Raw genomic sequence first — 23,853 nt, 5'->3', positions numbered from 1 at the left:
TGAGCAGAATGTGAAGCTAATAGACGTCCGCAGAACCCGCAGGCGGGATTTACCAGGGCAGCGGCTGACCGTTGAGATCTAGTAGCTGACCCGATTGGGTCAACGATAACCCCTTGATGAGATTGAGCAGTTTCACCGCCACCTCGGCAGGCTCCTGCAATTGCTCCGCAGGTAACTCGCTCAGAAAGGGGGTGTTCATCGGGGAGTCCATCAAGCCGGGCACAACGGCCACCACCCCTGCTTGCGGGAAACGCTGCGTCCACTCAAGGGCCAGGGTTTTCACCCCCATGTCGAGGGCCGCCTTGCTCATCCGGTAGCTGTAACGCCCCCCCTCCAGATTGGAGGTGATGGAGCCCGCCAGATCAGAGATGGCACAGAGCCACAGCGGATGGTCATTGCCCATCAACCGGCTGAAACGGGCAGCCAGCGCCAGTGTTGGCCAGGCATTGGCCAGCAGGCTGTCGCACAGCCACTTGGGGTGCACCTCTTCGACCCGCCGCTCTGGCATAAAGCTGACATCGTGCAACAGGCCGATGGTGTTGATCACCACAGTGGGAAGCGGATCGGTGTCGTAGAGGGTAAACAGGGCGTCGAACGAGATGGCGTCCACCTCTTGCAGCGGGAAGAAAGCCCCCATCTCGATCCCTTTTGGATAGGTGCGCCCAGCCAGAAGGAAGGACTCCCCCCTTGCCATCAGCTCTCTTGCCAGCGCCGAGCCCAGCGCACCACTTCCGAGGATCAAGTAGCTCATCGCCCATTCCATGGAGAGTTATCTTGCTTAGAGCGTATCAGAATAATCAACCGACCGTGACACGACCAAAGGGTAATATGCCCCTCATCACGCTTCCCCCAGATGGCGACCAAACTCCCGCGCCAGCGCCAAGTCGAGAAAACCGTCCGCTTTCTTGTGGGTGCGCAAAAACTGGTAATAGGCGAGCAGGGTGACCAGTGCCTCCTCATCGGGCAGCCCCACCCCGGGTTGCTGCTCGCCCAGCAGTTGCTGCGCCGCTGCCAGCGCCTCCCTGTCGACCACTTCCGCCTGACGGTAGAGATAACCGCAGCCGGTTGCCAGCCACTCCAGCGAGCAGTTGGCCCCCATGGCGATCTGGTTGGCCCGCGCCAGGCCAGGCTCGGCTCCCTTCAAATATTTGCGGATCAGCGCTTCACTGAGCCCCACCTTGCGGGCAAACGCGCTCACGCTCATCTCCCCGATCAGGCTCTGCAAGCGCTCGGCAAATCCTTCCATCCAACTCTCTCTCCTACTCTGCGATCAGAACCAAAGTTCGAATCATGCCACTGCCCATTATTGCTTTGCCAGCCACATGAGGCCAAGATGCCCGCGGTCATCTATGTTGCACATCGTTTTCGCATCGTGTTTTTCAAGGAGTCAACCATGTCTGTATCCCGTGTCGCCCTGCATCCGCAAGGCCCCACCTTCTCTCGCCTCATCATGGGTTACTGGCGCCTGATGGAGTGGCAGCTCTCTCCGGCCGCTCTGCTCGATCTGATGAAATATCATCTGGATCTGGGGGTCACCACCATAGATCACGCCGATATCTATGGTGGCTACCAGTGCGAAGAGGCCTTTGGTCACGCCCTACGCCTCGAGCCTTCCCTGCGCAGCCGGATGGAGATCGTCACCAAGTGCGGTATCGCCCTCACCGCCAAGCCGGAGCATGCTCTCAACCACTACAACACCGGCAAGGACCATATCATCGCCAGCGCCGAGGCCTCGCTGCGCAAGCTCGGCACCGACCATCTGGACCTGCTGCTGATCCACCGCCCTGACCCCCTGATGAACGCAGATGAAGTGGCCGACGCCTTTATCACCCTGAAACAGGCGGGCAAGATCAAGCACGCCGGGGTATCCAACTTCACCGCCCGTCAGTTCGAGCTACTGCAATCGCGCCTCCCCTTCCCGCTGGTCACCAACCAGCTGGAGATCTCGCCGCTTCATCAGGAAGGGACCCTCGATGGTACCCTGGATCAGTGCCAGCAGCTTGGCATCAAGCCGATGGCCTGGTCATGTCTCGGCGGCGGCCGACTGTTCAGCGATGACGCCTATGCCCCGCTGCGTGCCGAACTGGAGCAGATCCGTCAGGAAGTGGGCGCCCAGACTATCGAGCAGGTGGTCTACGCCTGGGTAATGATGCTGCCAAGCCAGCCGCTGCCATTGATTGGCTCCGGCAAACGGGAGCGGATTGCTGCCGCCGTAGCCGCCGAATCTGTCGAGCTGAACCGCCAGCAGTGGTTCCGCATCCGCAAGGCGGCGCTCGGTTACGACGTCCCCTGATAACAGCAAAACGTCCAGAAACAAAAACGGCATGGGGGAAACCCATGCCGTTTTTTTATTGCCGAGGCACCTTAGCGGTGGCGCTGTTGCGGGCGACCACGGGGAGCATCTGTCTTCGGTTTGGCCTGGTTGACGGTGATGGTACGGCCACCGACTTCAGTGCCATGCAGACCAGCGATGGCCTTTTCGGCATCACCATTGACCGGCATTTCAATAAAACCAAACCCCTTTGACTGGCCGGTATCGCGGTCGATGATGATATCAACCTTGTCGACCTGTCCAAACTGGCTGAACAGGGTTTTCAGTTCGTCGGCCGTCATCCGGTACGACAGATTTCCTACGTAAATCTTCATGCCATCCACTCTCGATTCAAGGTGCCTTCTCTATGCAATTCCCAGCATAACGGTAAGGGCACAACCCCTATGCCGGACCTGCCATGGCTTCATGCCGTGGCCTTCTCCACACTGTCGTCAAGTGATTGATCTCTTGGGTTAACAGTGCAGACAAGATCAATTCGAGTCACTGGCAGTATCTGAGCTTTGCCGGGAATTGTCGAGAAAATAGTCGACTCAGGCCGATTGCAGATCTGACAACCGTTGCGCCAGCATCCGGCGACCGTGCCAGGCCCGTTTAAAGCCGAAGCGATAGACCGACGGGCTCACCAGATGGAGCTCCCCCGCCTTGAGATCCAGCAAGGCCATGGCCGCCGCCAGCTCCTCTTCACTCAGTTGCAGATCGAGGCTGAAGTCGAGCCACTGGCCGTCGTGACCCACTCGCCGCTCCCGTTCAAGCGCCACCAGCTGGTTGCGGGGCAGCGCCAGCGCCTCATCCTTGTTGCCATTGAGCAAATAGATATGCTGTTCATCCCACCCCAGCTCCGCCAGGCGCCAGGGCTGCCAGCTGCGGGGCAGCGACACCATGATCCCGGTGATGCCACCAAAGACCACGCCCACCCAGTTGAGCAGCGCCATGGCGCCCCAGCCATCCCACAAGGAGACCGCCACCACGCCCCAACTCACCAGCAACAACAGAAAAATGACGCAGCGATAGCGAACCGCTGGCGGCATCAACAGCTGCACCTGAGAACCGGCAAGCAAGGATGTAATACGCATGAAAAGCTCCTGTCATCACGAAATGGCGCCATTGTGAATAGGCATCAGGATGCTGACAAGGGGGTTTTCTTTGTCATCCCCCTATAAAATCAATACCATGGCGTAAATGATTCTCAGTGGAACCCGCTTCTTGACCAGCTCGCAACCCTGTGTGCGCTTTTGTGGCGTCGACAAATTCTATGGCGACTTTCAGGCACTTCATCACATCGATCTCACCATTGAACGGGGAGAGAAGTGGGTCATCTGTGGCCCGTCAGGCTCGGGAAAATCGACCCTGATCCGCACCATCAACGGGCTGGAGGGGATCGACGGCGGCCAGCTGTTCCTGTTTGGCGAGCCGGTGACCCCTTCCTACCTGCGTCGCCTGCAAGGTCGGGTTGGCATGGTGTTTCAGCAGTTCAACCTCTTCCCCCATATGACGGTGCTGGAAAACCTGATGGTGGCACCGGTGCATACCCTGGGGTTGCGCCCCCAGGAGGCCAAAGCCCGGGCGCTCGGTCTGCTCGAGCGGGTGCGCATTCAGGCTCAGGCCGACAAGTACCCTCACCAGCTCTCCGGCGGCCAGCAGCAGCGGGTCGCCATCGCCCGCTCCCTCTGCATGCAACCCGAGCTGATGCTGTTTGACGAGCCCACCTCCGCCCTCGACCCCGAGATGATCCGCGAAGTGCTCGATGTGATCCGCGAGCTGGCTGACGAGGGGATGACCCTGATCTGCGTTACCCACGAGATGGGCTTTGCCCGTCAGGTGGCGGATCGGGTGCTCTTTATGGATGAAGGGAAGATTATCGAGTCGGCCCCGCCCGCCCAACTGTTCAACGCCCCTCGTCACCCGCGTACCCGGGCCTTCCTCGAACAGGTGCTCAGCTATCATGGCTAGGCTCAATCGCCCCCGCCTGCTCGGCTGGTTGTCAGGCACTGTGATGCTCTCTGTACTACTGGGCTGGGCGCTTTATAGCGGCGCTCGCCAGATGGGCTATGAGTGGCAGTGGCCGCGGGTGTTGCCCTTTCTCGGCGAATGGGATGAGGGAACCTTTTATGCCGGCCCCCTGCTAAACGGCCTGCTGGTCACTTTGCAGGTGGCGCTGCTCAGCCTGTTGGGCACTCTGGCGGTCGGGGTGTGCGTGGTCAGCCTGCGGCTGCTCCCCTCCCGGCTCGGCCCCTGGCTCGCCATCGCCTATCTGGCGCTGGTGCGCACCACGCCCCAGTTGGTGCAGCTCTATATTCTCTATTTCTTGCTGGGCCCCATGCTGGGATTGGCCCCCCTTGCCTGCGCCGTGTTGAGCCTCTCCCTCTATCAGGGGGCCTTCACCGCCGAAGTGCTGCGTGCAGGTGTACAGGCCATTCCCAAAGGACAGTGGGAGGCAGCCCAGTCGCTTGGCTTGTCACGGGCCATCACCCTGCGCAAGGTGATCCTGCCCCAGCTGGTGCGCATCACCTTGCCGCCGCTGACCAACGAGCTGGTCTCCCTTATCAAACATTCGGCGCTGGTGAGTGTGATCGCCATCTTCGATCTGACCAACGAAGGGCGTACTCTGGTTGCCGATACGTTTCTGACCTTTGAGGTGTGGTTTACCGTAGCTGCCCTCTATTTGCTGTTAACCCTGACGCTGTCAGCCTGTTCGCGGGCGCTGGCCCGTCACCTGAATCCGGATCAACAAGGACGCTAACCATGAATCTGTCATTCAAGACCACCCTGTCGGGCGCAACCCTGCTACTGACAAGCCTGCTCACTCCGGCACTGGCACAAACTGCCCCCTCCGACACCCAGGCGCAGATCGAGCAGAGCGGTACCCTGCGGGTCGGCATGTCCACCTTCGCCCCCTGGGCGATGCGCGACAAGCAGGGGGCCCTGATCGGTTTCGAGATTGACGTGGCCCGTCGCCTCGCCACAGATAACGGCTGGCAAGTAGAGTTCGTGCCTACCGCCTGGGATGGCATCATCCCCTCCCTGTTGGCGAAAAAATATGACGTCATCATCGGCGGCCTCACCATCACCCCCGAGCGGGAGAAGAGCGTGCGCTTCACCCAGGCCTACTCCCACTCCGGGGTGCAGCTGGCCGCCTCCAGCACCATGGCCAAAGAGAAGAAAACCGCGGCGGACTTCAACCAGCGCGGGGTGATCCTGGCGGTACGTCGTGGCGCATCACCGGTACAGGTGGCAAAAGAACACTTCCCCAAGGCCACCCTGCGCCAGTTTGATGACGAGTCACAGGTATTTCAGGAGGTGCTGAACGGCCGCGCCCACGGCGCCCTCTCCTCTTCCCCGAAACCCGAGCAAGAGGCGCTGCGCTACCCGGATGCCCTCTTTATGCCGTTTGCCGAGCCGTTGGCACAAGGCGATGAAGGCTTTGCCCTGCGCAAGGGGGATGATGCCCTGGCTGAGCAGTTCAACGAGTGGATCGCCGCCCGTCAGGCCGATGGCTGGCTCAAGGCGCGCCATGACTACTGGTTCAAGTCGCTGGCGTGGGAAGCGCAGGTCGCCAATCCCTGATGCTGATTGCTCTAAAAGAGACCGTCCGGCGTATCGTCCGGAAGCCATGTCGGAATATCAACTGGCTGGATGGGGCGATCGCCCTGATCCTGCTGCTGGCTGGCCTCTGGCTGGCCAGCCGCCTGCACATCGGGGTGGCCTATCAGTGGCGCTGGAATGAAGCTTTCGATCTGCTGTTCACCCCTGGCCCTCACGGCGAGTTGCCCTACTTTTTCAGCGGTCTGCTCACCACCTTGCGCATCGCCCTGCTCGGCATGGTGCTGGCGCTGCTGCTCGGCACTGCGCTGGGGGTAGCCGCCTTCAGCCGCCGCCCCTGGCTGGTGATGCCCGCGACCCTGTTTATCCAGCTGATCCGCAATCTGCCGCCGCTGGTCTTTATCTTCATCTTCTACTTCTTTATCGCCAACCAGCTGCTGCCTGCGAGCGGCCTCTCCCGCTGGCTCGGCACCGTATCACTCTCCCCGTGGCAAGAGGCGCTGTTTGGCCCACCTGCCCGCTGGGAGAACCTCATCTCAGGCACCCTCTGCGTTGGCATGATCAGCGCCGCCTTCGTCGCCGAGATCGTCCGCGCCGGGCTGGCCGCCATCCCCCGTGGCCAGTGGGAGGCGGCGCAGAGCCTCGGGCTCTCCCCCTGGGTGCGGCTGCGCCATGTGATCCTGCCGCAGGCCATGCTGCTGATGTTGCCCCCCCTCACCGGTCAGCTCATCGCGCTGGTGAAGGATACCGCCATCGTTTCCCTTATCTCGGTGCAGGAGCTCACCTTCGTCGGCACCGAGATGGCCAACTCCAGCGGACTGGTCTACGAGATCTGGCTGCTGGTGGCCGCGGCCTATTTATTTATATGTTTGAGTCTGTTCGTATTGCTGAGCCGACTCGAAGCAAGACAAGGAGCACGCACATGCTGATGTCCCTGTTGCTGGCGACCGTATTGCAAGCGGAAGCCATCGGCGGTTATGCCGCCGGTTGCCTGAAAAACGGCGTATCCCTGCCCCTCGAAGGGCCGGGTTATCAGGTGATCCGCACCAAGCGGCTGCGCTACTACGGCCACCCCGACCTCATCCACTACCTGCAAGCGCTGGCCAACCAGACCCGCATGGCCGGGCTGCCGGATCTCTATATCGCCGATCTGGCGATGGCCCGGGGCGGCCCCTTTACCTCTGGCCATCGCAGCCATCAGACCGGACTTGATGCCGATATCTGGTTTCGCATGGCCAACCGTCCCATCAGCAAGTGGGAGCAGGATGCCCCCAAGGAGTGGGCACTGATCGACGAACCCAGCTACAAAATGTTACCGGGCCGCTTTGGCCCACAGCAGCTCACCCTGCTGCGGCTTGCGGCCAGCAAACCCGAGGTGGCCCGCATCTTCGTCAATCCGGTGATCAAATCCGCGGTCTGCCAACAAGCTGGTAACGAACCCTGGGTCGCCAAGCTACGCCCCTGGGTGGGCCACTTCAGCCACTTCCACGTGCGGCTGCGCTGCCCGGTGGGCAGCCCCGATTGTGAACCCCAGGCTCCCATTCCGCCCGGCAATGGCTGTGGGGAAGAGCTGGCATCCTGGCTAAAAGACAAGCCCCAGCTGCCCAAGGTATCCGGCATCAACAAGCGACCTGAGCTACCTGCGCGTTGTGGCAACTGACCCCAAGCTGGTATGGTTATGCACTCTTGGTCGTACACCATCCATGGCGCACTATCGACTCGAAATATCAAAGGAGAACAACAAGATGGCCACATCACTCTGGCGCAGAACCACGCAGAGCCTGTTGACCCTGACCCTGCTGCTCGGCCTGACCGGCTGCGGCATGAACAATATTCCGACCCTGGATGAGCAGGTCAAGGCGAGCTGGGGGCAGGTGGAGAACCAGTATCAGCGCCGTGCCGATCTCATTCCCAATCTGGTGGCAACCGTCAAGGGCTACGCCAGCCATGAGCAGGAGACCCTAAAGGCGGTCACCGATGCTCGTGCCCGGGTCGGCAGCGTACAGGTGAGCGATCCTGCCCAGCTCAAGGAGTTTGAAGCGGCGCAGAACCAGCTCTCCAGCGCCCTCTCTCGCCTGATGGTGGTGGTAGAGCGCTACCCCGAGCTGAAAGCGGATCAGCAGTTCCTTGCCCTGCAGGCCCAGCTGGAAGGAACCGAGAACCGCATCTCGGTGGCTCGCCGCGACTATATCGAGGCGGTGCGCCAGTTCAATACCGAGATCCGCACCTTCCCCGGCGTTATCTGGTCCAAGCTGCTCTACTCGGATCTGGAGGCCAAACCCAGTTTCAGTGCCAAACCCGGTGCCGATGAGGCGCCCAAGGTCAGCTTCCAATGAAGATGATGCTACGCTGGTTTCTTCCCTGTCTACTGCTCTGGGCCAGTGCCCTGCAAGCGGCACCGGACTTCCCGACGCTGAGCGGACGGGTGGTGGATGAAGCCAGTCTGATGTCCCGCAAACAGGCCCATCAACTGACCCAGCAGCTGGCGGCCTTTGAAAAACGCAGCGGCATCCAGCTGGTGGTGGTCTCTGTCGACAGCCTCGGTGGGGAGACCATCGAGGAGTACGGCTACCAACTCGGTCGCCACTGGGGGATCGGCCAGAAAGGCAAAAACAATGGCGTGTTGTTGCTGATCGCCCAGGATGAGCGCAAGGTGCGGATCGAGGTAGGCTATGGATTGGAAGGCGCCCTGCCCGACGCCATCGCAGCCAACATCATCCATGGCCGCATCCTGCCCGCCTTCAAGCGCGGCGATATGGTGGCCGGGATCATGGCAGGCAGCCAGAGCATTATGAAGGCACTCGCCGGAGAGTATCAGCCGGTCGAGCAGCCAAAGAGTGACAACGGTGACGGCCCCTGGCTGTTTATTCTGGTGGTCATTGCGATGATCGTGCTCCACAACCTGCGCGGGGGTGGTGGCGGTGGGCCGGGAGGACGACGTCGGTCGACCTACATGGCCGGTGGATTGGGTGCCGGCTCCTTTGGTGGTCGCTCCGGCGGCGGATTCAGCGGTGGCGGCGGCAGTTTTGGCGGCGGCGGAGCCTCCGGTGGCTGGTAACAGGAGTAAAGAGACAAATCATGATTTCTAAACAGTTCTTCCACACGCTTCAGGCCAAGGTGCGCGAAGCGGAGCTAGAGACTGATGCTGAACTGGTCACCGTGCTGGCCCCGGCCAGCGATGGCTATCGCTACATTCCCACCCTCTGGGCGGCGCTGCTGGCGATGCTCACCCCGCTGCTGGTGTTCCAGCTCGGCTTCTGGCTCGGCTGGTACGAAATCCTGCTGGTGCAGTGGTCGGTCTGGCTGCTGCTGAGCCTGCTGTTCCACTGGACCCCCATCAAGATGCGGCTCATCCCGAAGAAGGTTCGCCAGCACCGGGCGGCCCTGATGGCTCGCCTGCAATTTGTCGAGCAGGGGCTGCACCGCACCCGCGACCGGCTCGGGGTGCTGATCTTCGTCTCGGCCGCCGAGCACTATGTAGAAATACTGGTGGATGACGGCATCGCCCAACATATCGACAACGGCCAGTGGCAGGAGATCATCGACGACTTCGTGGCGCGAGTGCGCAACAAGGAGATCGAACAGGGTTTTCTGGAGTGCGTAGAGCGCGTTAGCGCCATTCTGACCGATGCCTTCCCGGCCACCCGGGATCAAAACGAGTTACCGGACAGTCTGATCATCCTCGACAAGCCCTGATCCGGTTTAAAAAACCGGCATTCTGCGCAAGGGTTAGGCATTCGGAAAAGATTATGAAAAATAAGGGGAAAAGAGGTTGACCCACACAGCCCTTTCCCCTAAATTACGCCCCGTTCCAGCGCAACAGCGCAGCGAACGAAAATTTGGTGAGGTGTCCGAGTGGCTGAAGGAGCACGCCTGGAAAGTGTGTATACGGCAACGTATCGAGGGTTCGAATCCCTCCCTCACCGCCAAATTTAAAAAAACCGACCTCAGGGTCGGTTTTTTGCTTTCCGGCAAACGCAAACACCTATGCCGACAAGTGAGCCAGAGCCACGCAGTGGCAGATCATCCACGCACTCATCCCCCAGTTTGCAAAGCTCTGATGGAACATCACCGCTTTTCGTATTGCCAGCTCCCGCCCCCTACCTTGCTTTTGTGATTGCCCCACCCGACAAGCGCTCCTTCCTGTCACAACAGGAACAACAAGATGATTGCAATGCCATCTTATGGCCGCAACACGCCTTCTTTTATGGACGTTACCCAGCGCCCATTAATTGCTCAGCGATTGGATTTCATTTTGAAAAACTGATACTTAAGTAGCTACACTAGCCATTATCAACATGCAGGGACGTGTAAAAAATGAGCTTGATTGGCTTGGTACTGGCGTTGATCGCCATCCTTGGCGGCAACATGATCGAGGGTGGTCATCCCAGTGCACTGCTCGATCTGCCCGCATTTCTTATCGTGATCGGCGGTACCATAGGTGCTGCGCTGACCCAGTTCCCGTTCTCCGTTGTCGGCAGCACCATGAGGCGTTTCAAATGGCTGCTCTCCCCCCTCAAACTCGACCTGCTGGAACAGGCACAGTTGCTGGAGACCCTGGCAGGCAACGCCCGCCGCAGCGGTATGCTGGCGCTGGAAGGGATGATCGAGGAGATCAAGGATCCCTTCCTGAAGAAAGGGGTGCAGATGATGGTCGATGGCTACGAGAAGGCCAAAATCCACGAGGTGCTGGAGAACGAGATCGAATTTGAACAGGAAGATCTCGAACAGACGGTCAAATTCTATGAAGCCATGGGCGGCTACTGCCCGACCATGGGGATCGTCGGGGCGGTATTTGGCCTGATCCACGCCATGGGTCTGCTGGATGCCCCCGACAAGCTGGGCGGCGCCATCGCGGTGGCCTTTATCGCCACCATCTACGGGGTATCCGCCGCCAACCTGATCTTCTTGCCGTTCGGCAACCGCTACAAAGGGTTTGCCCACCAGATCCGCCACTACAAGGAGATGACCCTGACCGGCATTCTCTGCATCGTGGATGGCGAATCCCAAGCGCGCCTGCAAGTTACCCTCGAACCTTATCTGGGAGGTCACGGTGGCCAAAAAGAAAAAGGCTGAAGCACCGGAGAACCACGAACGCTGGCTGGTCTCCTATGCCGACTTCATGACCCTGCTGTTCGCCCTGTTTGTGGTGCTCTACTCCTTTGCCATGGCAAAGCAGTCCGAAACCCGGGTGCTTATCCAGGGCTTTATCGAGTCGCTGGGTAAAATCGGCCTCATCTCCCCGCCTGCCGGCTCACCTTTGATGCAGGGAGGCACAGGGATTCTCGAGCCAGAATCAAAAACTACGCCGAGCAGCCCGAAAGAGGAGACTGTGCTGGAGAAAGATGCCCCCATGGCGGCATCGGACCCCTTCAACGAGACCATAGGTGCCTCGGAAAAACCGAGCGCCACCGAAGCCTGGCCCCACAAGACCCAGGAGCAGGAGTGGGTGCAGGTGACCAAGCAGAAGCTGGAGCAGCAGCTAAAGGCCCAGATTGAATCGAAGGATCTGGAGGTCGAGCAGCTTGGCAGTCAGCTGGTGATCCGCATCGGCGAGAAGGCGCTGTTTCCCGCCGATTCGGCGTTCCTGCAGCCCCAGTTCATCCCGCTGGTCAACAAGATCGCCGGAATTTTGGCCAACATCCCGGGGCAGGTAGTGGTCACCGGTCATACCGACAACTCCCAAGCGCCGGTGGAGCTCTATCGCAACAACTGGGAGCTCTCTGTGCTGCGGGCCTCCTCCATCGTGCAGACCATGCTGACCAATCCCCAGCTGGATGCCAGACGAATCATCGCTCAGGGTGTTGCCGACACTCAACCCCGCTTTGCCAATGACACCCCCGAACATCGCCAGGCAAATCGCCGGGTCGATATCACCCTCTCCCAGGGCAAGGCCGCAGAAGAGTCGCTGCAACTGCTCAAGCCCTGATCCCCCCGCTCCCGCTTCGCGCGGGAGCCTCTTTTGAACACAGAATCCTGTTATGTCTATTTGTGTTATTGCCCAAATCGGGCGTTGTTGCCCAAATCAAGGAACTAACTGAGGACTTGGTGATCTGATCACCACCATCCTCTTCAAGTCTGCATCATGGGCATCTCGCTTCATCCCATCACCAACTGGCCTAAATACAACAAGTCTTTGATTAACCGTGGTTCACTCACCTTCTGGATTGATGCCGAGGCCATGAGCAACTGGTTTCACCACGACCATCATGGGCGGCGGGGCCGCAGCCAGTTTTACTTGACCACAACACAGATAGCGTGCAAAGGGGCGACAGCCTGCATCCCGCCCCGCAAGAACGCGGGGTTATGGAAAAAGGGGCACCCAAGAAATAAGGCCGTGCTGGTAATGCGCAAGGAAGGGCTGGCACACTGGAAGAAGATATCGGGGTATCACCGTCGCTCGCTGGCAGAGACGGCGATGTATCGGTTCAAACAGTTGCTGGCGGGGAAAATCAGTCTGCGTAACTACAACGGACAAGTGGGAGAAATGAGGTGTCCTGATAAGATCGGACAGTCCCGGATCAAGCAGCCTGAGCAGTTCTCCAATACCTCTTGTTAAACTCCGTCGGGCTGACATTGCCAAGTCGTGAATGCCAACGTTGGCGGTTGTAAAAAATCTCTATGTATTCCTGGATCGCTGCCTTGGCCTCCGCTCTCGTCTTGAATCTATGGTGGTGAAACAGTTCATTTTTAAGAGTCCCCCAGAAGCTTTCTATCGGGGCATTGTCGAAGCAGTTCCCCTTGCGTGACATGGAGGTCTGCATGCCAAATTGTACCTGGAGAGCCCGGTAAGCCTTGGCACAGTACTGACTGCCCCAGTCTGTTTGATGGATAAGCCCTACGGGCGGCCTCTTCTGCTGCACAGCCCGAAACAGCGCCTGACTGACCAACCCGGTGGTCATTCGCTCTCCCATCACATAACCCACTATCTCACAGGTAAACACATCCTTGAGACCAGCCAGATAAAGCCAACCTTCGTCGGTGGCGATATAGGTGATATCACAGGTCCAGACTGAGATGACGGAAAAATAGCGCACGGAATGGCGTGCTGACGCCATCCTGCGCTTTTCGTCAAATGAGCTTGTCACTGCGCGTCCGGCTGGTTGGCAGGGGCCGCCTTGATAAAGGCTTGCAACTGTTCGCAGTTGGCGACGATGCGGCGGATGGTAGGGTAATCGTCCAGGGTCATGTCGTAGCGGCGGGCGTTGTAGACCTGGGGCACTAGCATGCAGTCGGCCAGAGTCACTTCGTTGCCGACGCAGTAGACACCGGCGGTGGTCATCAACAGCTGTTCGAGGGCGGTGAAGGTCTCGTCAATCCAGTGACGATACCAGCGAGCCTCCTGCTCGTTGTTGGCCCTGAAGTGCTCTTCCAGATAGTTGAGCACCCGCAGATTGTTGAGCGGGTGGATATCGCAAGCGATCATATTGACGATCTGGCGCACCCGGGCCCGCGCGTCGGGGGAAGAGGGCATCAGTGAGTAGGCGGGATAGGTCTCGTCGAGGTACTCCATGATGGCGACCGACTGACCGATCTGCACATCGCCATCCACCAGAAACGGCACCAGCCCTTGTGGGTTGATCCGGCGATAAGCCTTCTCGCTCTGCTCGCCTTGCCGCAAATTGATGGGATGCTGCTCGTAGGCGAGCCCCTTGAGCTGCAACACGATCCGCACCCGAAAACTTGCCGACGAACGCCAATAGCCAAACAACTGCAACATAATCTGTCCCTGCATCTTATCTGGGCCCGAAGCCCGGCAGGTGCTCGCCACCTGCCTCCTTGTGTATCCGGCACCGGTTGAGGGCTCGTCGTGATCCGGACATATCCCGAATATCCTTGCCGCCAACCGGCGCTGACCATCAACCTCCCTGACCGCTCGCTGGCACCACCTGTTGAGAGATAGTGCCAAACAGGTTTTGGCCAGAGCGATCTTCCATCGCGATCGACACTCTATCACCAAACTGCAAATAGGAGGTTGTAGCTTGATCACAATCAAGAATTTCCAGCATGCGGCGCTCGGCGATGCAGGATGAACCGGCGCTGCGATCGTAGTTGGAGACAGTGCCCGAGCCGATGATGCAGCCCGCCCCGAGCGGTCGTGTCTTGGCGGCGTGGGCAATCAGCTCGAAGAAGCTGAAGGTCATATCCACCCCGGCATCCGGTGCACCGAACAGGGCGCCATTCAGATGGGTGCGCAGGGGCAGCAGCACCTTGCCATCACGCCAGTCATCGCCGAGCTCGTCCGGGGTGATCGCCACCGGCGAGAAGGCGCTGGACGGTTTGGACTGGAAGAAACCAAAGCCCTTGGCCAGCTCCCCCGGGATCAGGTTGCGCAGACTCACGTCGTTGACCAGCACCAGCAGTTTGACGTGGCTGGCGGCCCCCTGCGGGCTCACCCCCATCGGCACATCGTCGGTGATGATGGCCACCTCCGACTCGAAATCGATCCCCCACTCCTCAGAACCCATCACAATCGGCCCGCGGGGAGCCAAAAAGCTGTCGGAGCCCCCCTGATACATCAACGGATCGTGCCAGAAGCTTTCCGGCATCTCGGCGCCGCGGGCCTTGCGCACCAGCTCCACATGGTTGACGTAGGCGCTGCCATCGGCCCACTGATAGGCACGCGGCAGCGGAGAGAGGCAAGACGCTTCATCAAAGGGGAACGCCTCTACCGCACGGCCCTCGTTAAGCTGCTGATAGACAGCCTCGAGCCTGGGGGCAACCTCGGCCCACTCATCAAGGGCGGCCTGCAACGTCGGGGCAATCTCGCTCACCCGTACCGCACGGGTCAGATCCCGGCTCACCACCACCAAAGCGCCATCGCGCTTGCCATTATTCAATGTTGCCAATTTCATAAGCGATTCCTTATTTGCCGGCAGCCGCGCCCGGGCGCTGCCAGCTGGAGACATACCGGGTGTTCTCGATCCCTTCGCACAGACTGCCAACGTTCAGCGCATCGCGGGTATCGAGCATCACCGCCACCTCGTCGGTGAACTTCTTGGCATAGGCCTGCCCTGCCGCAAACGCCTTGGGATGGGGGCCGTGGGTGAAACCGGCGGGATGGAAGGTGACCATGCCCCGCTCGATATTGTCCCGGCTGAAGAAGTCCCCGGCATGGTAGAAGAGCACCTCGTCGTAATCATCGTTGCTGTGATAGAAGGGCACCTTGAGGGCGCCGGGATCGCTTTCGATGGGGCGCGGCACGAAGGTACAAATCACGAAGCGACTCGCCACAAAGGTCGAATGAGCCGACGGCGGCAGATGGTAGCGATGGCTCATCAGCGGGCGGATATCCCGCCAGTTTAGGCGCACCACGCACAAATCCCCGTGCCACCCTTGTGCATCCAGCGGGTTGAAGGGCCAAGTGATGACCGATACCTGATCGTGGCGCTTCACCTGCAGCGACCAGGGATTCTCATCCTGCTGGGCTAAAAAGCGTTCGTTGATGGCGGGCACATCGAGCGCCGCCGGGTCGAAGATGGCGTGATTGCCCACCAGCCCCTTATCCGGCAGCTGGTAGCTGTCGTTGGTCGCCTCGATCATCAGGATGAACATGGGCGCGCCGGGTTCGATGCGCCACATGGTGCCACGGGGGATCACCACGTAGTCGCCATCGCGAAGAGTCAGGTGGCCGTAGTCGCAGAAGAACTCGCCGCCCCCCTCGTGGATAAAGAGCAGCTCGTCGCCGTCGGCGTTGCGCACCAGAAACGGCATCGCCTCGGAGAGCCGCCAGATGCGATAGCGGCAGTGGGGGTTGCTGAGAATGTCGGGGGCCACCCAGGGGGAAAGCGAGCTCACCTCTTCCTGGAGGGCATTGAGGTCAAACAGCCGTGGCCGCAGTGGCCCCTCCCAACTGCTCCAGTCGGTGGGGGCATGCTTGTGGTGCATGTGGGTGGCGGGGCCGAAAAAGCCGCTGCGCCCCAGCTCGCGCTCATAGATGGCCTGTTCCGGCAGGTCGGCATGGGCTTGCCGGGAGTGGGTCCCCTCCCGATGGGGGAAGTTAATCCAGTTACGCATCGCTCGCTCCCTCTTTGCGGGCACCCTTCTCATCCTCGGCGCCATCCAGCACGCCGCGGCGGATCTGGTCCAGCTCGATCGATTCAAACAGCGCCTTGAAATTGCCCTCACCAAACCCTTCGTTGCCCTTGCGCTGGATGATCTCGAAGAAGACCGGCCCTATCACGGTATCGGTGAAGATCTGCAACAGGATGCCATCCTTGGTGGGGGAACCGTCGATGAGGATGCGCAGCTCTTTGAGGGCCGCCAAATCCTCCTGATGCCCCTCGACCCGGTTGTTCACCTTCTCGTAGTAGGTATCGGGCGTCGGCATAAAGCCGGTACCGCGGCTGCGCAGGGTGCGGATGGTCTGGTAGATATCGCTGGAGGCCATGGCGATGTGCTGGATCCCCTCCCCCTTGTACTGGCGCAGGTACTCCTCGATCTGGGACTTGTCATCCGCCGACTCGTTGATGGGGATGCGGATCTTGCCGCAGGGGGCGGTCATGGCGCGTGAATGCAGCCCGGTCAGCTTGCCCTCGATATCGAAGTAGCGAATTTCGCGGAAGTTGCCAATCCGCTCGTAGAAATTGGACCAGACATCCATATTGCCGCGATGCACGTTATGGGTCAGGTGATCGATCTCCATAAGACCGGCATCTACCTCTGCCATCCGGGCCTGCCAGTCGGGGTAGAAGACAAAATCCACGTCATAGATGGAGCCCTTGTCGCCATAACGGTCGACAAAGGAGAGCGTACTCTCGCCGATACCGTAGATGGCGGGAATATTGAGCTCCATCGGGCCAATCTTGCCGACAAAGGGCTTGGCCCCCTTGGCGATGGCGTACTGCTGGGCTTTGCCCGCATCGCTCACCCGAAATGCCATGCCGCAAACGCTCGGCCCGTGCAGGCTGGCAAACTGCTCCGCCTGGGAGTGAGGCTCGGCATTGACCACAAAATTGATATCCCCCTGCCGGTAGAGCCAGCACTGCTTGTGTTTGTGCTTGGCGACCTCGGCAAACCCGAGCGAAACAAACAGGCTCTTGAGGGCGGCAATCCCCTTGGCATCGGGGGCTGTGTACTCGACAAACTCGAAACCGTCTGTGCCTAACGGATTGATGGTATGGGTGGCGGAAGAGGTGGCATTCATCGGGCGCTCCTTGCTCTTGATTCGGTTAAAACGGATTGCGGCACCCAGCGGCGCGGCAAGTGTTAACAACTTGTTTCATTAGAAGCAGGGCGTAGCAGGAAGAGAAGAGGCGGGTTGCAGATAGTTTTTCGCAGCTGGCAGCAAAAGATGTAAATGAATTGTGACATCCAAGCCGCAGCCCTGCGGATCAAACGGTGACGACCAGTATGGCTGTCAGCTTTGCATTACAGTTGCCAGTTTTTGACCATCAGATGGGGCAAGCAGGCCCGGGCCTTTTGCAGTCGCACAGGCGTCGGATTGATCAACCACGCCTCTTTCCCCAACTCCAGCAGCGGCAGATCGTGCAGGCTGTCGCTCAAGGCCAGCTCGGCATCGAGGGCGCAAATCTCTGGCAACAGCTTGTGCTGGCCGTGGCAATAGAAGCGGGGCATCAGGCCGCCAAAACGGTAGTGCATCTGCGAGCCAATGATCCGGTGGGGCAACTGGCCGGGCAGTTGCTGATAGAGCTGGGCCCGCACCAGCGCGCAGGGGCTGGCGGAGATCACCCAGCAACGCGCCCCCTCGCTTTGCAGCAATTCGCGAGCCTGACGATACAGCCCCGGCCTGGTGCGGCAATAGGCGCGCACCAGCTTGCGCCAGCCGAGGGGAGAGAGCCAAAGCGTGATGGCCCACCAGATCAGGGAGATACCGCGCCGCCGCTGGCTGGGCAGCAAATAGACCAACCCACCCAGCGCAATCACCGGCAACAGCAGCAGCGGCCAGATCCGACGGCGCAGGATATAGCACAGCAGACCGGCGTGGCTGTCGCCGGGGGCCAGGGTGTCGTCAAAGTCGGCCAGGATCCAGCGCGGAGTGCCCCCGTCAGGATCACGATCTATCGCTGAATGGATAATGGTGTCAGACGCTGGGCGCATAAGCATCAGGGCGCAAGGGCAGCGATGGCTGCCGTGAGCTCGGGAGTGACAAATTCACTCCCCACATCGGGCGGGCAGACAAAATCGAACGACTCGCCCGAAAGGGTAAAGCTGAGCCGCCAGGCATGCAGATAGCCGCGCTCGGCTGGCGTGCCGCCATAGCGTTCATCCCCGAGGATGGGGGCACCGATACTTTTGAGGGCAACCCGGATCTGGTGGGTCTTGCCGGTCTGGGGCTTGATGCGATAGAGCCGCAGCCCCTCGCGCACCGACACCGAATCGAACCAGCTGATGGCGGGGTTTTCCAGCGTACGCGCCAGCATCCAGCTACCGCCGCGCCCCTTTTGCATATCCCCTTTCACCCAACCCTGCTTCTTCTTCGGTTTACGATCGGAGAGCGCCAGATACTGTTTGCTCACCTCGCGGGCCGCAAAGGCCATGCTCAGCTCGCGATTCGCCTCTGTGGTGCGGGCCAGCAGCACCAAGCCGGAGGTCATCTTGTCGAGCCGGTGTACCGGATAGAGAGTGAGCCCGGTATCGGCCTTCACGCGATTGACCAGCCCCGAATTGACCGACTCACCGTCACCCTTCTCGTCGTGCATGCCGATACCGGGCTGCTTGTCGATAACCAGGAAAGCGGGATGCTCAAACAATATCCGGTACATAAAACCTCGGGAACTGGGGAATAAGGCATGCAGCCAACGACTGGCGGCGCTCGGGAGTGCTGCATTCTCCCTGCTCGGCCGCCATTTGGCAAACCGGGCGGGCAGAGGATGAAGATGAAAAATGACCCCGCCTGCAACAGGCGGGGTCATTTTCGCTCATCTTGGCAGATCACACCTTACACATTGCGCGGGCGCAGGTGGGCGTGCCAGCGCGCTTCCCACTTCTTGAACAGCCAGACGATGACAAAGGTGAGCAGCATATAGAGCAGTCCTGCGGTCAAAAACGCCTCGAACGGACTGTAGTAGCGAGAGTTGATGATCCGCGCCGCGCCGGTCAGATCGACGATGGTGATGATGCCCGCCACCGCCGAGCCCTGCAGCATGAAGATCACCTCGTTGCTGTAAGCCGGCAGTGCCCGACGAAACGAGTTGGGCAAAATGATCCGGGTCAGGGTCTGCCAGCGTGTCATGCCAAAGGCGTTGGCTGCCTCAATCTGGCCGCGCGGCATATTGTGTACCGCCCCGCGCACGATCTCGGCGGTATAGGCGGCGGTATTGAGGGTGAAGGCCAGCAGAGCACAGAACCAGGCTTCGGAGAAGAGCGACCAGGCGGCACTGTTCTTCAGCCACTCCCACTGGGCGGCGCCGTAGTAGATGATAAAGAGCTGCACCAGCAGCGGGGTGCCGCGAAAGAAGTAGATATAGGCCCAGATCGGCCCCTTGATCAGCCAGTTGCGGCTGTTGCGCAGGATGCCCATGGGTACCGCCAGCATCAACCCAAGGATCAAAGAGAGGGCCACCAGCCAGACGGTGGTATAGAGCCCCTCCCAGTAGGTGGGCCACTCTTTGAGAATGATTGAGAAATCCATGGCTTACCTCGTCTTGATGGCGTAATGACGCTCGGCCCACTTGAGCGCCGAGGTGGAGACTGCGGTGAAGATCAGGAAGATCAACGCCACCGCCATGTAGAAGGTGAAGGGTTGCTGGGTCGAGCCCGCCGCCAGCGAGGCTTTGCGCACCATGTCATCGAGGCCGATGATGGAGACCAGCGCGGTGGTTTTCAGCAGCACCAGCCAGTTGTTGCCAAACCCCGGCAGGGCGTGGCGCATCATCTGGGGGAAGAGGATCCGCACAAACACCTGGGTTGCCCGCATGCCAAAGGCCCGTGCGGCCTCCAGCTCACCTTTGTCCACCGCCAGAATGGCGCCGCGAAAGGTCTCGGTCATGTAGGCGCCGAAGATAAAGCCGATGGTCGCGACACCGGCCACAAAGGGGCTGATGTCGATATAGTCCGGAAGCAGGGAGACCCACTCCTGATTGGGATTACTCTCCAGTAACCAGCTGTTGTAAGTCTCGTTGACCCAGGTGCAGATACCGTTGATCAGCACCTGGCCGCCAAAGAAGAGCAGCATCATCAGCACCAGATCGGGGATGCCGCGAATGATGGTGGTGTAGCCGGTGGCGATGGCCCGGGCCCACTTGTAGGGAGAGAGTTTGGCCAGCGCCCCCAGCATCCCCAGCAGCAACGCCAGCAGCAGGGAGGCCAGCGCCACTTCCAGGGTGACCCAGGCGCCCTCCAGCAGCGAGGCTTCGTATCCTTTCAAATCAAACATATGCAGCTCCATCGCCACTGAATCTTCACGCACCTGCTAACCAGAAGGCTCCATAGCAGTCCGAATGAAATATGTGCAGCTCCATTGCAATCAATGCGGGCCCGTAAACTCCCTCAGGGAGGTGACGGGCCCGATGACTACTGACGGGATCAACCTGTCGTTACTTGCCGTAGACGTCTTTGGACTTACTCGCCGTAAACGTCTCTTTGTTTTACTCTCCGTAAACGTCGAACTCGAAGTACTTGTCGTTGATTTCCTTGTACTTGCCATTGGCACGCAGCGCCAGAATAGCGGCATTGAATTTCTCTTTCAGATCCTTGTCAGCCTTGCGCACCGCAATACCGGCACCCTCGCCAAACCACTTGGGATCGGTCAGTTTCGGGCCGACGAATTCAAAGGCATCACCGCCCTCTTTCTTCAACAGACCGTCGGTGATGGCGGCAGAGTCGGCCAGCACATAGTCCACACGACCGGATTTCAGATCGAGATACGCTTCATCGGCGGTGCCGTAACGCTTGATGGTGGCGTTGGGGAAGTTGTCGGTAATAAAGGTATCCATGGAGGTCGCACGCTGCACCGCGACGGACTTGCCTTCCATAAAGGCTTTGTCGAGCTGCACGTCAGTGCCCTTCTTGGCGGCGAAGCGGGCCGGAATGTGCTGGTACTTCTGGGTGAAGTCCACTTTCTTCTTGCGCTCTTCGGTGATGTCCATGGTAGCGATGATGGCGTCAAACTTGCGCGACAGCAGCGCCGGAATGATGCCGTCCCAGTCCTGCTTGACCAGGGTGCACTTCACTTTCATCTCTTCGCACAGGGCGTTGGCGATGTCGATATCAAAACCTTTCACCTCGCCACTGGGCTCGGTCCAGGAGAAGGGGGGATAGGCACCCTCAACCCCGATCCGGACCTCTTTCCACTCCTTGGCCATCAGGCTACCGGACGCGAGGGCAGTAACTACGGCTGTCGCCAGCATCAGCTTGTTCATGTATCTCTCCTTGATAAAACAGTTGATTGGGTAACCAGGCATCCCGCCATCAGTAGATGGAGGAGATGAATTGCTTGAACCGCTCGGATTTGGGATGGGCGAAAATCTCCTTGGGGTTGCCCTCCTCTTCCACCCGCCCCTGATGCAGAAACATCACCTTGTTAGATACATCCCGGGCAAACGACATCTCGTGGGTCACCACCAGCATGGTGCGCCCCTCTTCGGCCAGCTCGCGCATCAGGCCGAGCACCTCCCCCACCAGCTCGGGATCCAGCGCCGAGGTGGGTTCGTCAAACAGCATCACCTCGGGCTCTACCGCCAGCGCACGGGCAATGGCGGCCCGCTGCTGCTGACCACCGGAGAGGTGGCCGGGATAGTAGTCACGCCGCTCCCAGAGTCCAACCCGGTTGAGCAGTTGCTCTGCCTTGGCCAGTGCTTCGGCGCGAGGTACCTTGAGCACCTGGATCGGCACTTCGATGATGTTCTGCATGATGGTCATGTGTGACCAGAGATTGAAACTTTGAAACACCATGGCCAGTCGGCTGCGGATCCGCTCCACCTGACGCATATCCTCGGGCAACCGCTCGCCGGCGCGGCTGGTTTTCATCCGGATCAGCTCGCCATGGAGCGAGACGGTGCCGGATGAGGGGGTTTCGAGCAGATTGATACAGCGAAGAAAGGTCGACTTCCCCGAGCCGGAGGAGCCGATAAGGGAGATCACATCCCCCTTGTGGGCGGTCATGTCGATGCCCTTGAGCACTTCGTGGGTGCCAAAATATTTGTGCAGATCACGTACTTCCAGTGCGGCAACGTCGCTCATCCTTTACAACCTTGTCTGTCCCTAGACGCCGCAGGGGGCGTGACTCAACCATCGTCCATTTAACAAAAAGTTAACCGATGGCAACCTTCAGCGAAAATATCACCCGGATAGTGAAAAAACAATACAGAACGAGGGTCTTCAGGGGATTCGCTCTATTTTTATTCGCTCTTTGCGTATTTTTCAGCACTTTGTTTGCATAAACAGCCGTTTCAATGGCTATTCCGATACCGCCTTTTTATACCCCAATCATATCAGTGGCAAGAGAAAAGCGTGATGTGTGCCAAACCGGCACCAAAATGGCTTTATGCACCCCCTTGCCGAGCGAAATATCGGCCCCCCGATCGGATCGACTTGATTTCATTGGTGCACTCGGGCTCGCACAGAACCTTATCAAACAGAGAGGTTGTGGCAAAAAAGTAACAATCCGCCCCCAAAAGGGCTGTTTTCAGCCATGAAAGCGATAGATATGTGACACAGAGCCAATAAGTAATGATAAGGTGGTGTTTTTATCAGTTTTTGTGATCGAGGCCTCGATGCTGCTCAATGTGTTGCTGATCCTGTTGCCACTGGCAATCGGCTATCTGGTTCCCCTCTCCTCTGCCCGGCTGATCAAGCTGGTCAACCAGAGTCTGGGCAAGATGGTCTACCTCATTCTGTTTCTGATGGGGCTCGGGCTTGCCTATGTGGAGAACCTGGGCAGCAATCTGGCGGTGATCTTCAAGGTCTCCGGAGTGATGCTCACCGCGATCACGCTCTGCAACCTGCTGGCCCTCTGGTGGCTCGACAAGCGCACACCGCCGACCCATGAGGCGAGCGATGCAAAGATGCCGGGCAAGCTGCACCTGTTGTGGGAATCCCTGCAGCTCTGCTTTGTGGTGCTCGGCGGTGTGCTGCTGGGTCTACTGGTGGATCTGCGCGCCCTGCCCATCGACAAGTGGAGTGAGTGGGCCCTGATGCTGCTGCTGTTTCTCATCGGGGTGCAGATGCGCAACTCCGGCATGCGGCTGCGCCAGATCCTGCTCAACCCCTGGGGGATGAAAATCGCCGCCACCGTCATCCTCAGCAGCTGGCTTGGCAGCCTGCTGGCGGCCCAATTGCTGGGCATGCCCTTTGCCCATGGTCTGGCGATGAGCTCGAGCTTCGGCTGGTATTCGCTCTCCGGCATTCTGGTGGCCGACAAACTGGGCCCGGTGCTCGGTTCTGCTGCCTTTATCAACGATCTGGGGCGCGAGCTTATCGCCATTCTGATCATCCCGGTCCTGATGCGTCGCCACCCCTCGGCGGCCATCGGTTACGGTGGCGCCACGGCGCTGGACTTCACCCTGCCGGTTATACAGAAATAAGGGGGCATTCAGGTGGTGCCGGTGGCCATTGTCTCCGGCTTTATCCTGAGCCTGCTCGGCCCCATCCTGATCCTCGGGTTTCTGGCGATCTAAGCCTGATTTCCACATTGCAGATAAAAAAGCCCGACCTTGTTGTCGGGCTTTTGCTGTTTGGATGTCCCGTCCTGAATATGGTTTACACCTTTCCCCCCAATAAATGGAGAACCCGATGGGACAAGGTGTGAAACGGACACAGCGCGATTACTCGCTGACTTTTAAACTGGCACTGGTCGAGCAGATTGAAAAAGGCGAGCTCACCTACAAACAGGCTCAGGTGCGTTATGGCATTCAGGGCCGCTCCACCGTTCTGGTATGGTTGCGTAAACATGGTCGGCAAGATTGGAGCCAGGGGGCTTCTGTACGCGCCGGCAGGAGCATCACCATGCCTGACCCCGACAACCAGACGCCCGAACAGCGCATCAAGGAACTCGAGCAGCAGCTGGCGCTGATGAGTCA

At 59.4% G+C, this 23,853-nt stretch carries 26 protein-coding genes, 1 tRNA gene and 3 pseudogenes; 15 read left to right on the top strand and 15 right to left on the bottom strand.

Going from position 1 to position 23,853, the window contains the following annotated elements:
• Nucleotides 1-49: 49 nt before the first annotated feature.
• Nucleotides 50-751, bottom strand: a complete 702-nt coding sequence (locus AB5Y76_RS11865) for a short-chain dehydrogenase (RefSeq protein WP_201986808.1) — start codon at nt 749-751, stop codon at nt 50-52.
• Between the two features lie 87 nt (nt 752-838).
• Nucleotides 839-1,246, bottom strand: a complete 408-nt coding sequence (locus tag AB5Y76_RS11860; RefSeq protein WP_033137628.1) for a helix-turn-helix transcriptional regulator — start codon at nt 1,244-1,246, stop codon at nt 839-841.
• Between the two features lie 147 nt (nt 1,247-1,393).
• Between AB5Y76_RS11860 and AB5Y76_RS11855 the strand changes: the two genes are divergently transcribed.
• Nucleotides 1,394-2,293, top strand: coding sequence for an aldo/keto reductase family oxidoreductase (locus AB5Y76_RS11855; protein ID WP_069528019.1), 900 nt, complete (start codon nt 1,394-1,396; stop codon nt 2,291-2,293).
• Nucleotides 2,294-2,364: 71 nt separating this feature from the next.
• On the opposite strand, the gene AB5Y76_RS11850 is transcribed toward AB5Y76_RS11855, so the two are convergent.
• Nucleotides 2,365-2,646 carry an RNA-binding protein gene (locus AB5Y76_RS11850; RefSeq protein WP_005337180.1) on the bottom strand — a complete coding sequence of 94 codons (282 nt, stop codon included), beginning with the start codon at nt 2,644-2,646 and terminating at the stop codon, nt 2,365-2,367.
• 216 nt (nt 2,647-2,862) lie between these two features.
• Nucleotides 2,863-3,405 (bottom strand): hypothetical protein, encoded by a 543-nt coding sequence (locus AB5Y76_RS11845; protein ID WP_201906588.1) that lies wholly within the window; start codon nt 3,403-3,405, stop codon nt 2,863-2,865.
• A gap of 106 nt (nt 3,406-3,511) precedes the next feature.
• Here AB5Y76_RS11845 and AB5Y76_RS11840 point away from each other — a divergent pair, with 106 nt between their 5' ends.
• From AB5Y76_RS11840 to AB5Y76_RS11785, 12 genes are all read left to right on the top strand, one after another.
• The gene (locus AB5Y76_RS11840) at nt 3,512-4,282 is read left to right on the top strand and encodes an amino acid ABC transporter ATP-binding protein (RefSeq protein WP_127006476.1); all 771 of its coding nucleotides are present in this window, start codon (nt 3,512-3,514) and stop codon (nt 4,280-4,282) included.
• Nucleotides 4,275-5,072, top strand: coding sequence for an amino acid ABC transporter permease (locus AB5Y76_RS11835; RefSeq protein WP_069527972.1), 798 nt, complete (start codon nt 4,275-4,277; stop codon nt 5,070-5,072). The genes AB5Y76_RS11840 and AB5Y76_RS11835 overlap by 8 nt, the downstream gene beginning before the upstream one ends.
• Before the next feature lie 2 nt (nt 5,073-5,074).
• Complete coding sequence (locus AB5Y76_RS11830) at nt 5,075-5,896, top strand: transporter substrate-binding domain-containing protein (RefSeq protein WP_201986806.1); 822 nt, start codon at nt 5,075-5,077, stop codon at nt 5,894-5,896.
• Nucleotides 5,896-6,801 carry an amino acid ABC transporter permease gene (locus AB5Y76_RS11825; protein WP_201986804.1) on the top strand — a complete coding sequence of 302 codons (906 nt, stop codon included), beginning with the start codon at nt 5,896-5,898 and terminating at the stop codon, nt 6,799-6,801. Before AB5Y76_RS11830 ends, AB5Y76_RS11825 begins: the two co-directional genes overlap by 1 nt.
• The gene (gene mepA, locus AB5Y76_RS11820) at nt 6,795-7,532 is read left to right on the top strand and encodes a penicillin-insensitive murein endopeptidase (RefSeq protein ID WP_201986802.1); all 738 of its coding nucleotides are present in this window, start codon (nt 6,795-6,797) and stop codon (nt 7,530-7,532) included. The genes AB5Y76_RS11825 and mepA overlap by 7 nt, the downstream gene beginning before the upstream one ends.
• Before the next feature lie 85 nt (nt 7,533-7,617).
• The gene (locus tag AB5Y76_RS11815) at nt 7,618-8,208 is read left to right on the top strand and encodes a LemA family protein (RefSeq protein ID WP_005346564.1); all 591 of its coding nucleotides are present in this window, start codon (nt 7,618-7,620) and stop codon (nt 8,206-8,208) included.
• Nucleotides 8,205-8,930 (top strand): YgcG family protein, encoded by a 726-nt coding sequence (locus tag AB5Y76_RS11810; RefSeq protein WP_201986800.1) that lies wholly within the window; start codon nt 8,205-8,207, stop codon nt 8,928-8,930. Before AB5Y76_RS11815 ends, AB5Y76_RS11810 begins: the two co-directional genes overlap by 4 nt.
• Before the next feature lie 20 nt (nt 8,931-8,950).
• Entirely contained in the window at nt 8,951-9,568 is a 618-nt protein-coding gene (locus AB5Y76_RS11805; RefSeq protein ID WP_005337196.1) for a TPM domain-containing protein, read from the top strand.
• Between the two features lie 145 nt (nt 9,569-9,713).
• A tRNA-Ser gene (locus tag AB5Y76_RS11800) sits at nt 9,714-9,801 on the top strand.
• Nucleotides 9,802-10,189: 388 nt separating this feature from the next.
• Nucleotides 10,190-10,948 carry a flagellar motor protein gene (locus tag AB5Y76_RS11795; RefSeq protein WP_005351127.1) on the top strand — a complete coding sequence of 253 codons (759 nt, stop codon included), beginning with the start codon at nt 10,190-10,192 and terminating at the stop codon, nt 10,946-10,948.
• Nucleotides 10,926-11,801 (top strand): flagellar motor protein MotB, encoded by an 876-nt coding sequence (locus AB5Y76_RS11790; protein WP_120414068.1) that lies wholly within the window; start codon nt 10,926-10,928, stop codon nt 11,799-11,801. The genes AB5Y76_RS11795 and AB5Y76_RS11790 overlap by 23 nt, the downstream gene beginning before the upstream one ends.
• Before the next feature lie 156 nt (nt 11,802-11,957).
• Nucleotides 11,958-12,431 carry a transposase gene (locus AB5Y76_RS11785; protein ID WP_201986797.1) on the top strand — a complete coding sequence of 158 codons (474 nt, stop codon included), beginning with the start codon at nt 11,958-11,960 and terminating at the stop codon, nt 12,429-12,431.
• Here the strand turns inward: AB5Y76_RS11785 and AB5Y76_RS11780 are convergent.
• From AB5Y76_RS11780 to AB5Y76_RS11730, 11 genes and pseudogenes are all read right to left on the bottom strand, one after another.
• Nucleotides 12,394-12,885: pseudogene (locus tag AB5Y76_RS11780) on the bottom strand (IS3 family transposase); the annotation flags it as partial. The gene AB5Y76_RS11785 and the pseudogene AB5Y76_RS11780 overlap by 38 nt on opposite strands.
• Before the next feature lie 71 nt (nt 12,886-12,956).
• Entirely contained in the window at nt 12,957-13,592 is a 636-nt protein-coding gene (gene maiA / locus AB5Y76_RS11775; RefSeq protein WP_005361400.1) for a maleylacetoacetate isomerase, read from the bottom strand.
• A 139-nt stretch (nt 13,593-13,731) separates the two neighbouring features.
• The gene (locus AB5Y76_RS11770; protein WP_201986795.1) at nt 13,732-14,727 is read right to left on the bottom strand and encodes a fumarylacetoacetate hydrolase family protein; all 996 of its coding nucleotides are present in this window, start codon (nt 14,725-14,727) and stop codon (nt 13,732-13,734) included.
• Nucleotides 14,728-14,737: 10 nt separating this feature from the next.
• Nucleotides 14,738-15,889: a homogentisate 1,2-dioxygenase gene (locus AB5Y76_RS11765; protein ID WP_201986793.1), complete on the bottom strand. Its 1,152-nt coding sequence runs from the start codon at nt 15,887-15,889 to the stop codon at nt 14,738-14,740.
• Nucleotides 15,882-17,018, bottom strand: a complete 1,137-nt coding sequence (gene hppD, locus AB5Y76_RS11760) for a 4-hydroxyphenylpyruvate dioxygenase (RefSeq protein ID WP_201986791.1) — start codon at nt 17,016-17,018, stop codon at nt 15,882-15,884. Before hppD ends, AB5Y76_RS11765 begins: the two co-directional genes overlap by 8 nt.
• Before the next feature lie 224 nt (nt 17,019-17,242).
• Nucleotides 17,243-17,938 carry a haloacid dehalogenase-like hydrolase gene (locus AB5Y76_RS11755; RefSeq protein ID WP_019445069.1) on the bottom strand — a complete coding sequence of 232 codons (696 nt, stop codon included), beginning with the start codon at nt 17,936-17,938 and terminating at the stop codon, nt 17,243-17,245.
• On the bottom strand, nt 17,938-18,597 hold the full coding sequence (locus tag AB5Y76_RS11750) for a TIGR01621 family pseudouridine synthase (RefSeq protein WP_201986789.1): 660 nt from the start codon (nt 18,595-18,597) through the stop codon (nt 17,938-17,940). Before AB5Y76_RS11750 ends, AB5Y76_RS11755 begins: the two co-directional genes overlap by 1 nt.
• A 176-nt stretch (nt 18,598-18,773) precedes the next feature.
• Nucleotides 18,774-19,466, bottom strand: coding sequence for an ABC transporter permease (locus AB5Y76_RS11745; RefSeq protein WP_005337302.1), 693 nt, complete (start codon nt 19,464-19,466; stop codon nt 18,774-18,776).
• Nucleotides 19,467-19,469: 3 nt separating this feature from the next.
• A complete protein-coding gene (locus AB5Y76_RS11740) occupies nt 19,470-20,210 on the bottom strand; it encodes an ABC transporter permease (RefSeq protein WP_005352911.1) in 741 nt (246 codons plus the stop codon).
• A gap of 211 nt (nt 20,211-20,421) precedes the next feature.
• Nucleotides 20,422-21,195, bottom strand: coding sequence for an ABC transporter substrate-binding protein (locus AB5Y76_RS11735; protein ID WP_005337307.1), 774 nt, complete (start codon nt 21,193-21,195; stop codon nt 20,422-20,424).
• Between the two features lie 49 nt (nt 21,196-21,244).
• Nucleotides 21,245-22,015, bottom strand: coding sequence for an ABC transporter ATP-binding protein (locus tag AB5Y76_RS11730; RefSeq protein ID WP_005337310.1), 771 nt, complete (start codon nt 22,013-22,015; stop codon nt 21,245-21,247).
• Nucleotides 22,016-22,548: 533 nt separating this feature from the next.
• Here AB5Y76_RS11730 and AB5Y76_RS11725 point away from each other — a divergent pair.
• Nucleotides 22,549-23,451 (top strand): annotated as a pseudogene (locus AB5Y76_RS11725) (lysine exporter LysO family protein).
• A 115-nt stretch (nt 23,452-23,566) separates the two neighbouring features.
• Nucleotides 23,567-23,853: pseudogene (locus AB5Y76_RS11720) on the top strand (IS3 family transposase); the annotation flags it as partial.

The organism is Aeromonas sp. R1-2, assembly GCF_040908505.1.
In the GTDB taxonomy this organism is placed as follows: Bacteria; Pseudomonadota; Gammaproteobacteria; order Enterobacterales; family Aeromonadaceae; genus Aeromonas; species Aeromonas veronii.
This window is presented reverse-complemented; position numbering and strand designations above follow the sequence as displayed.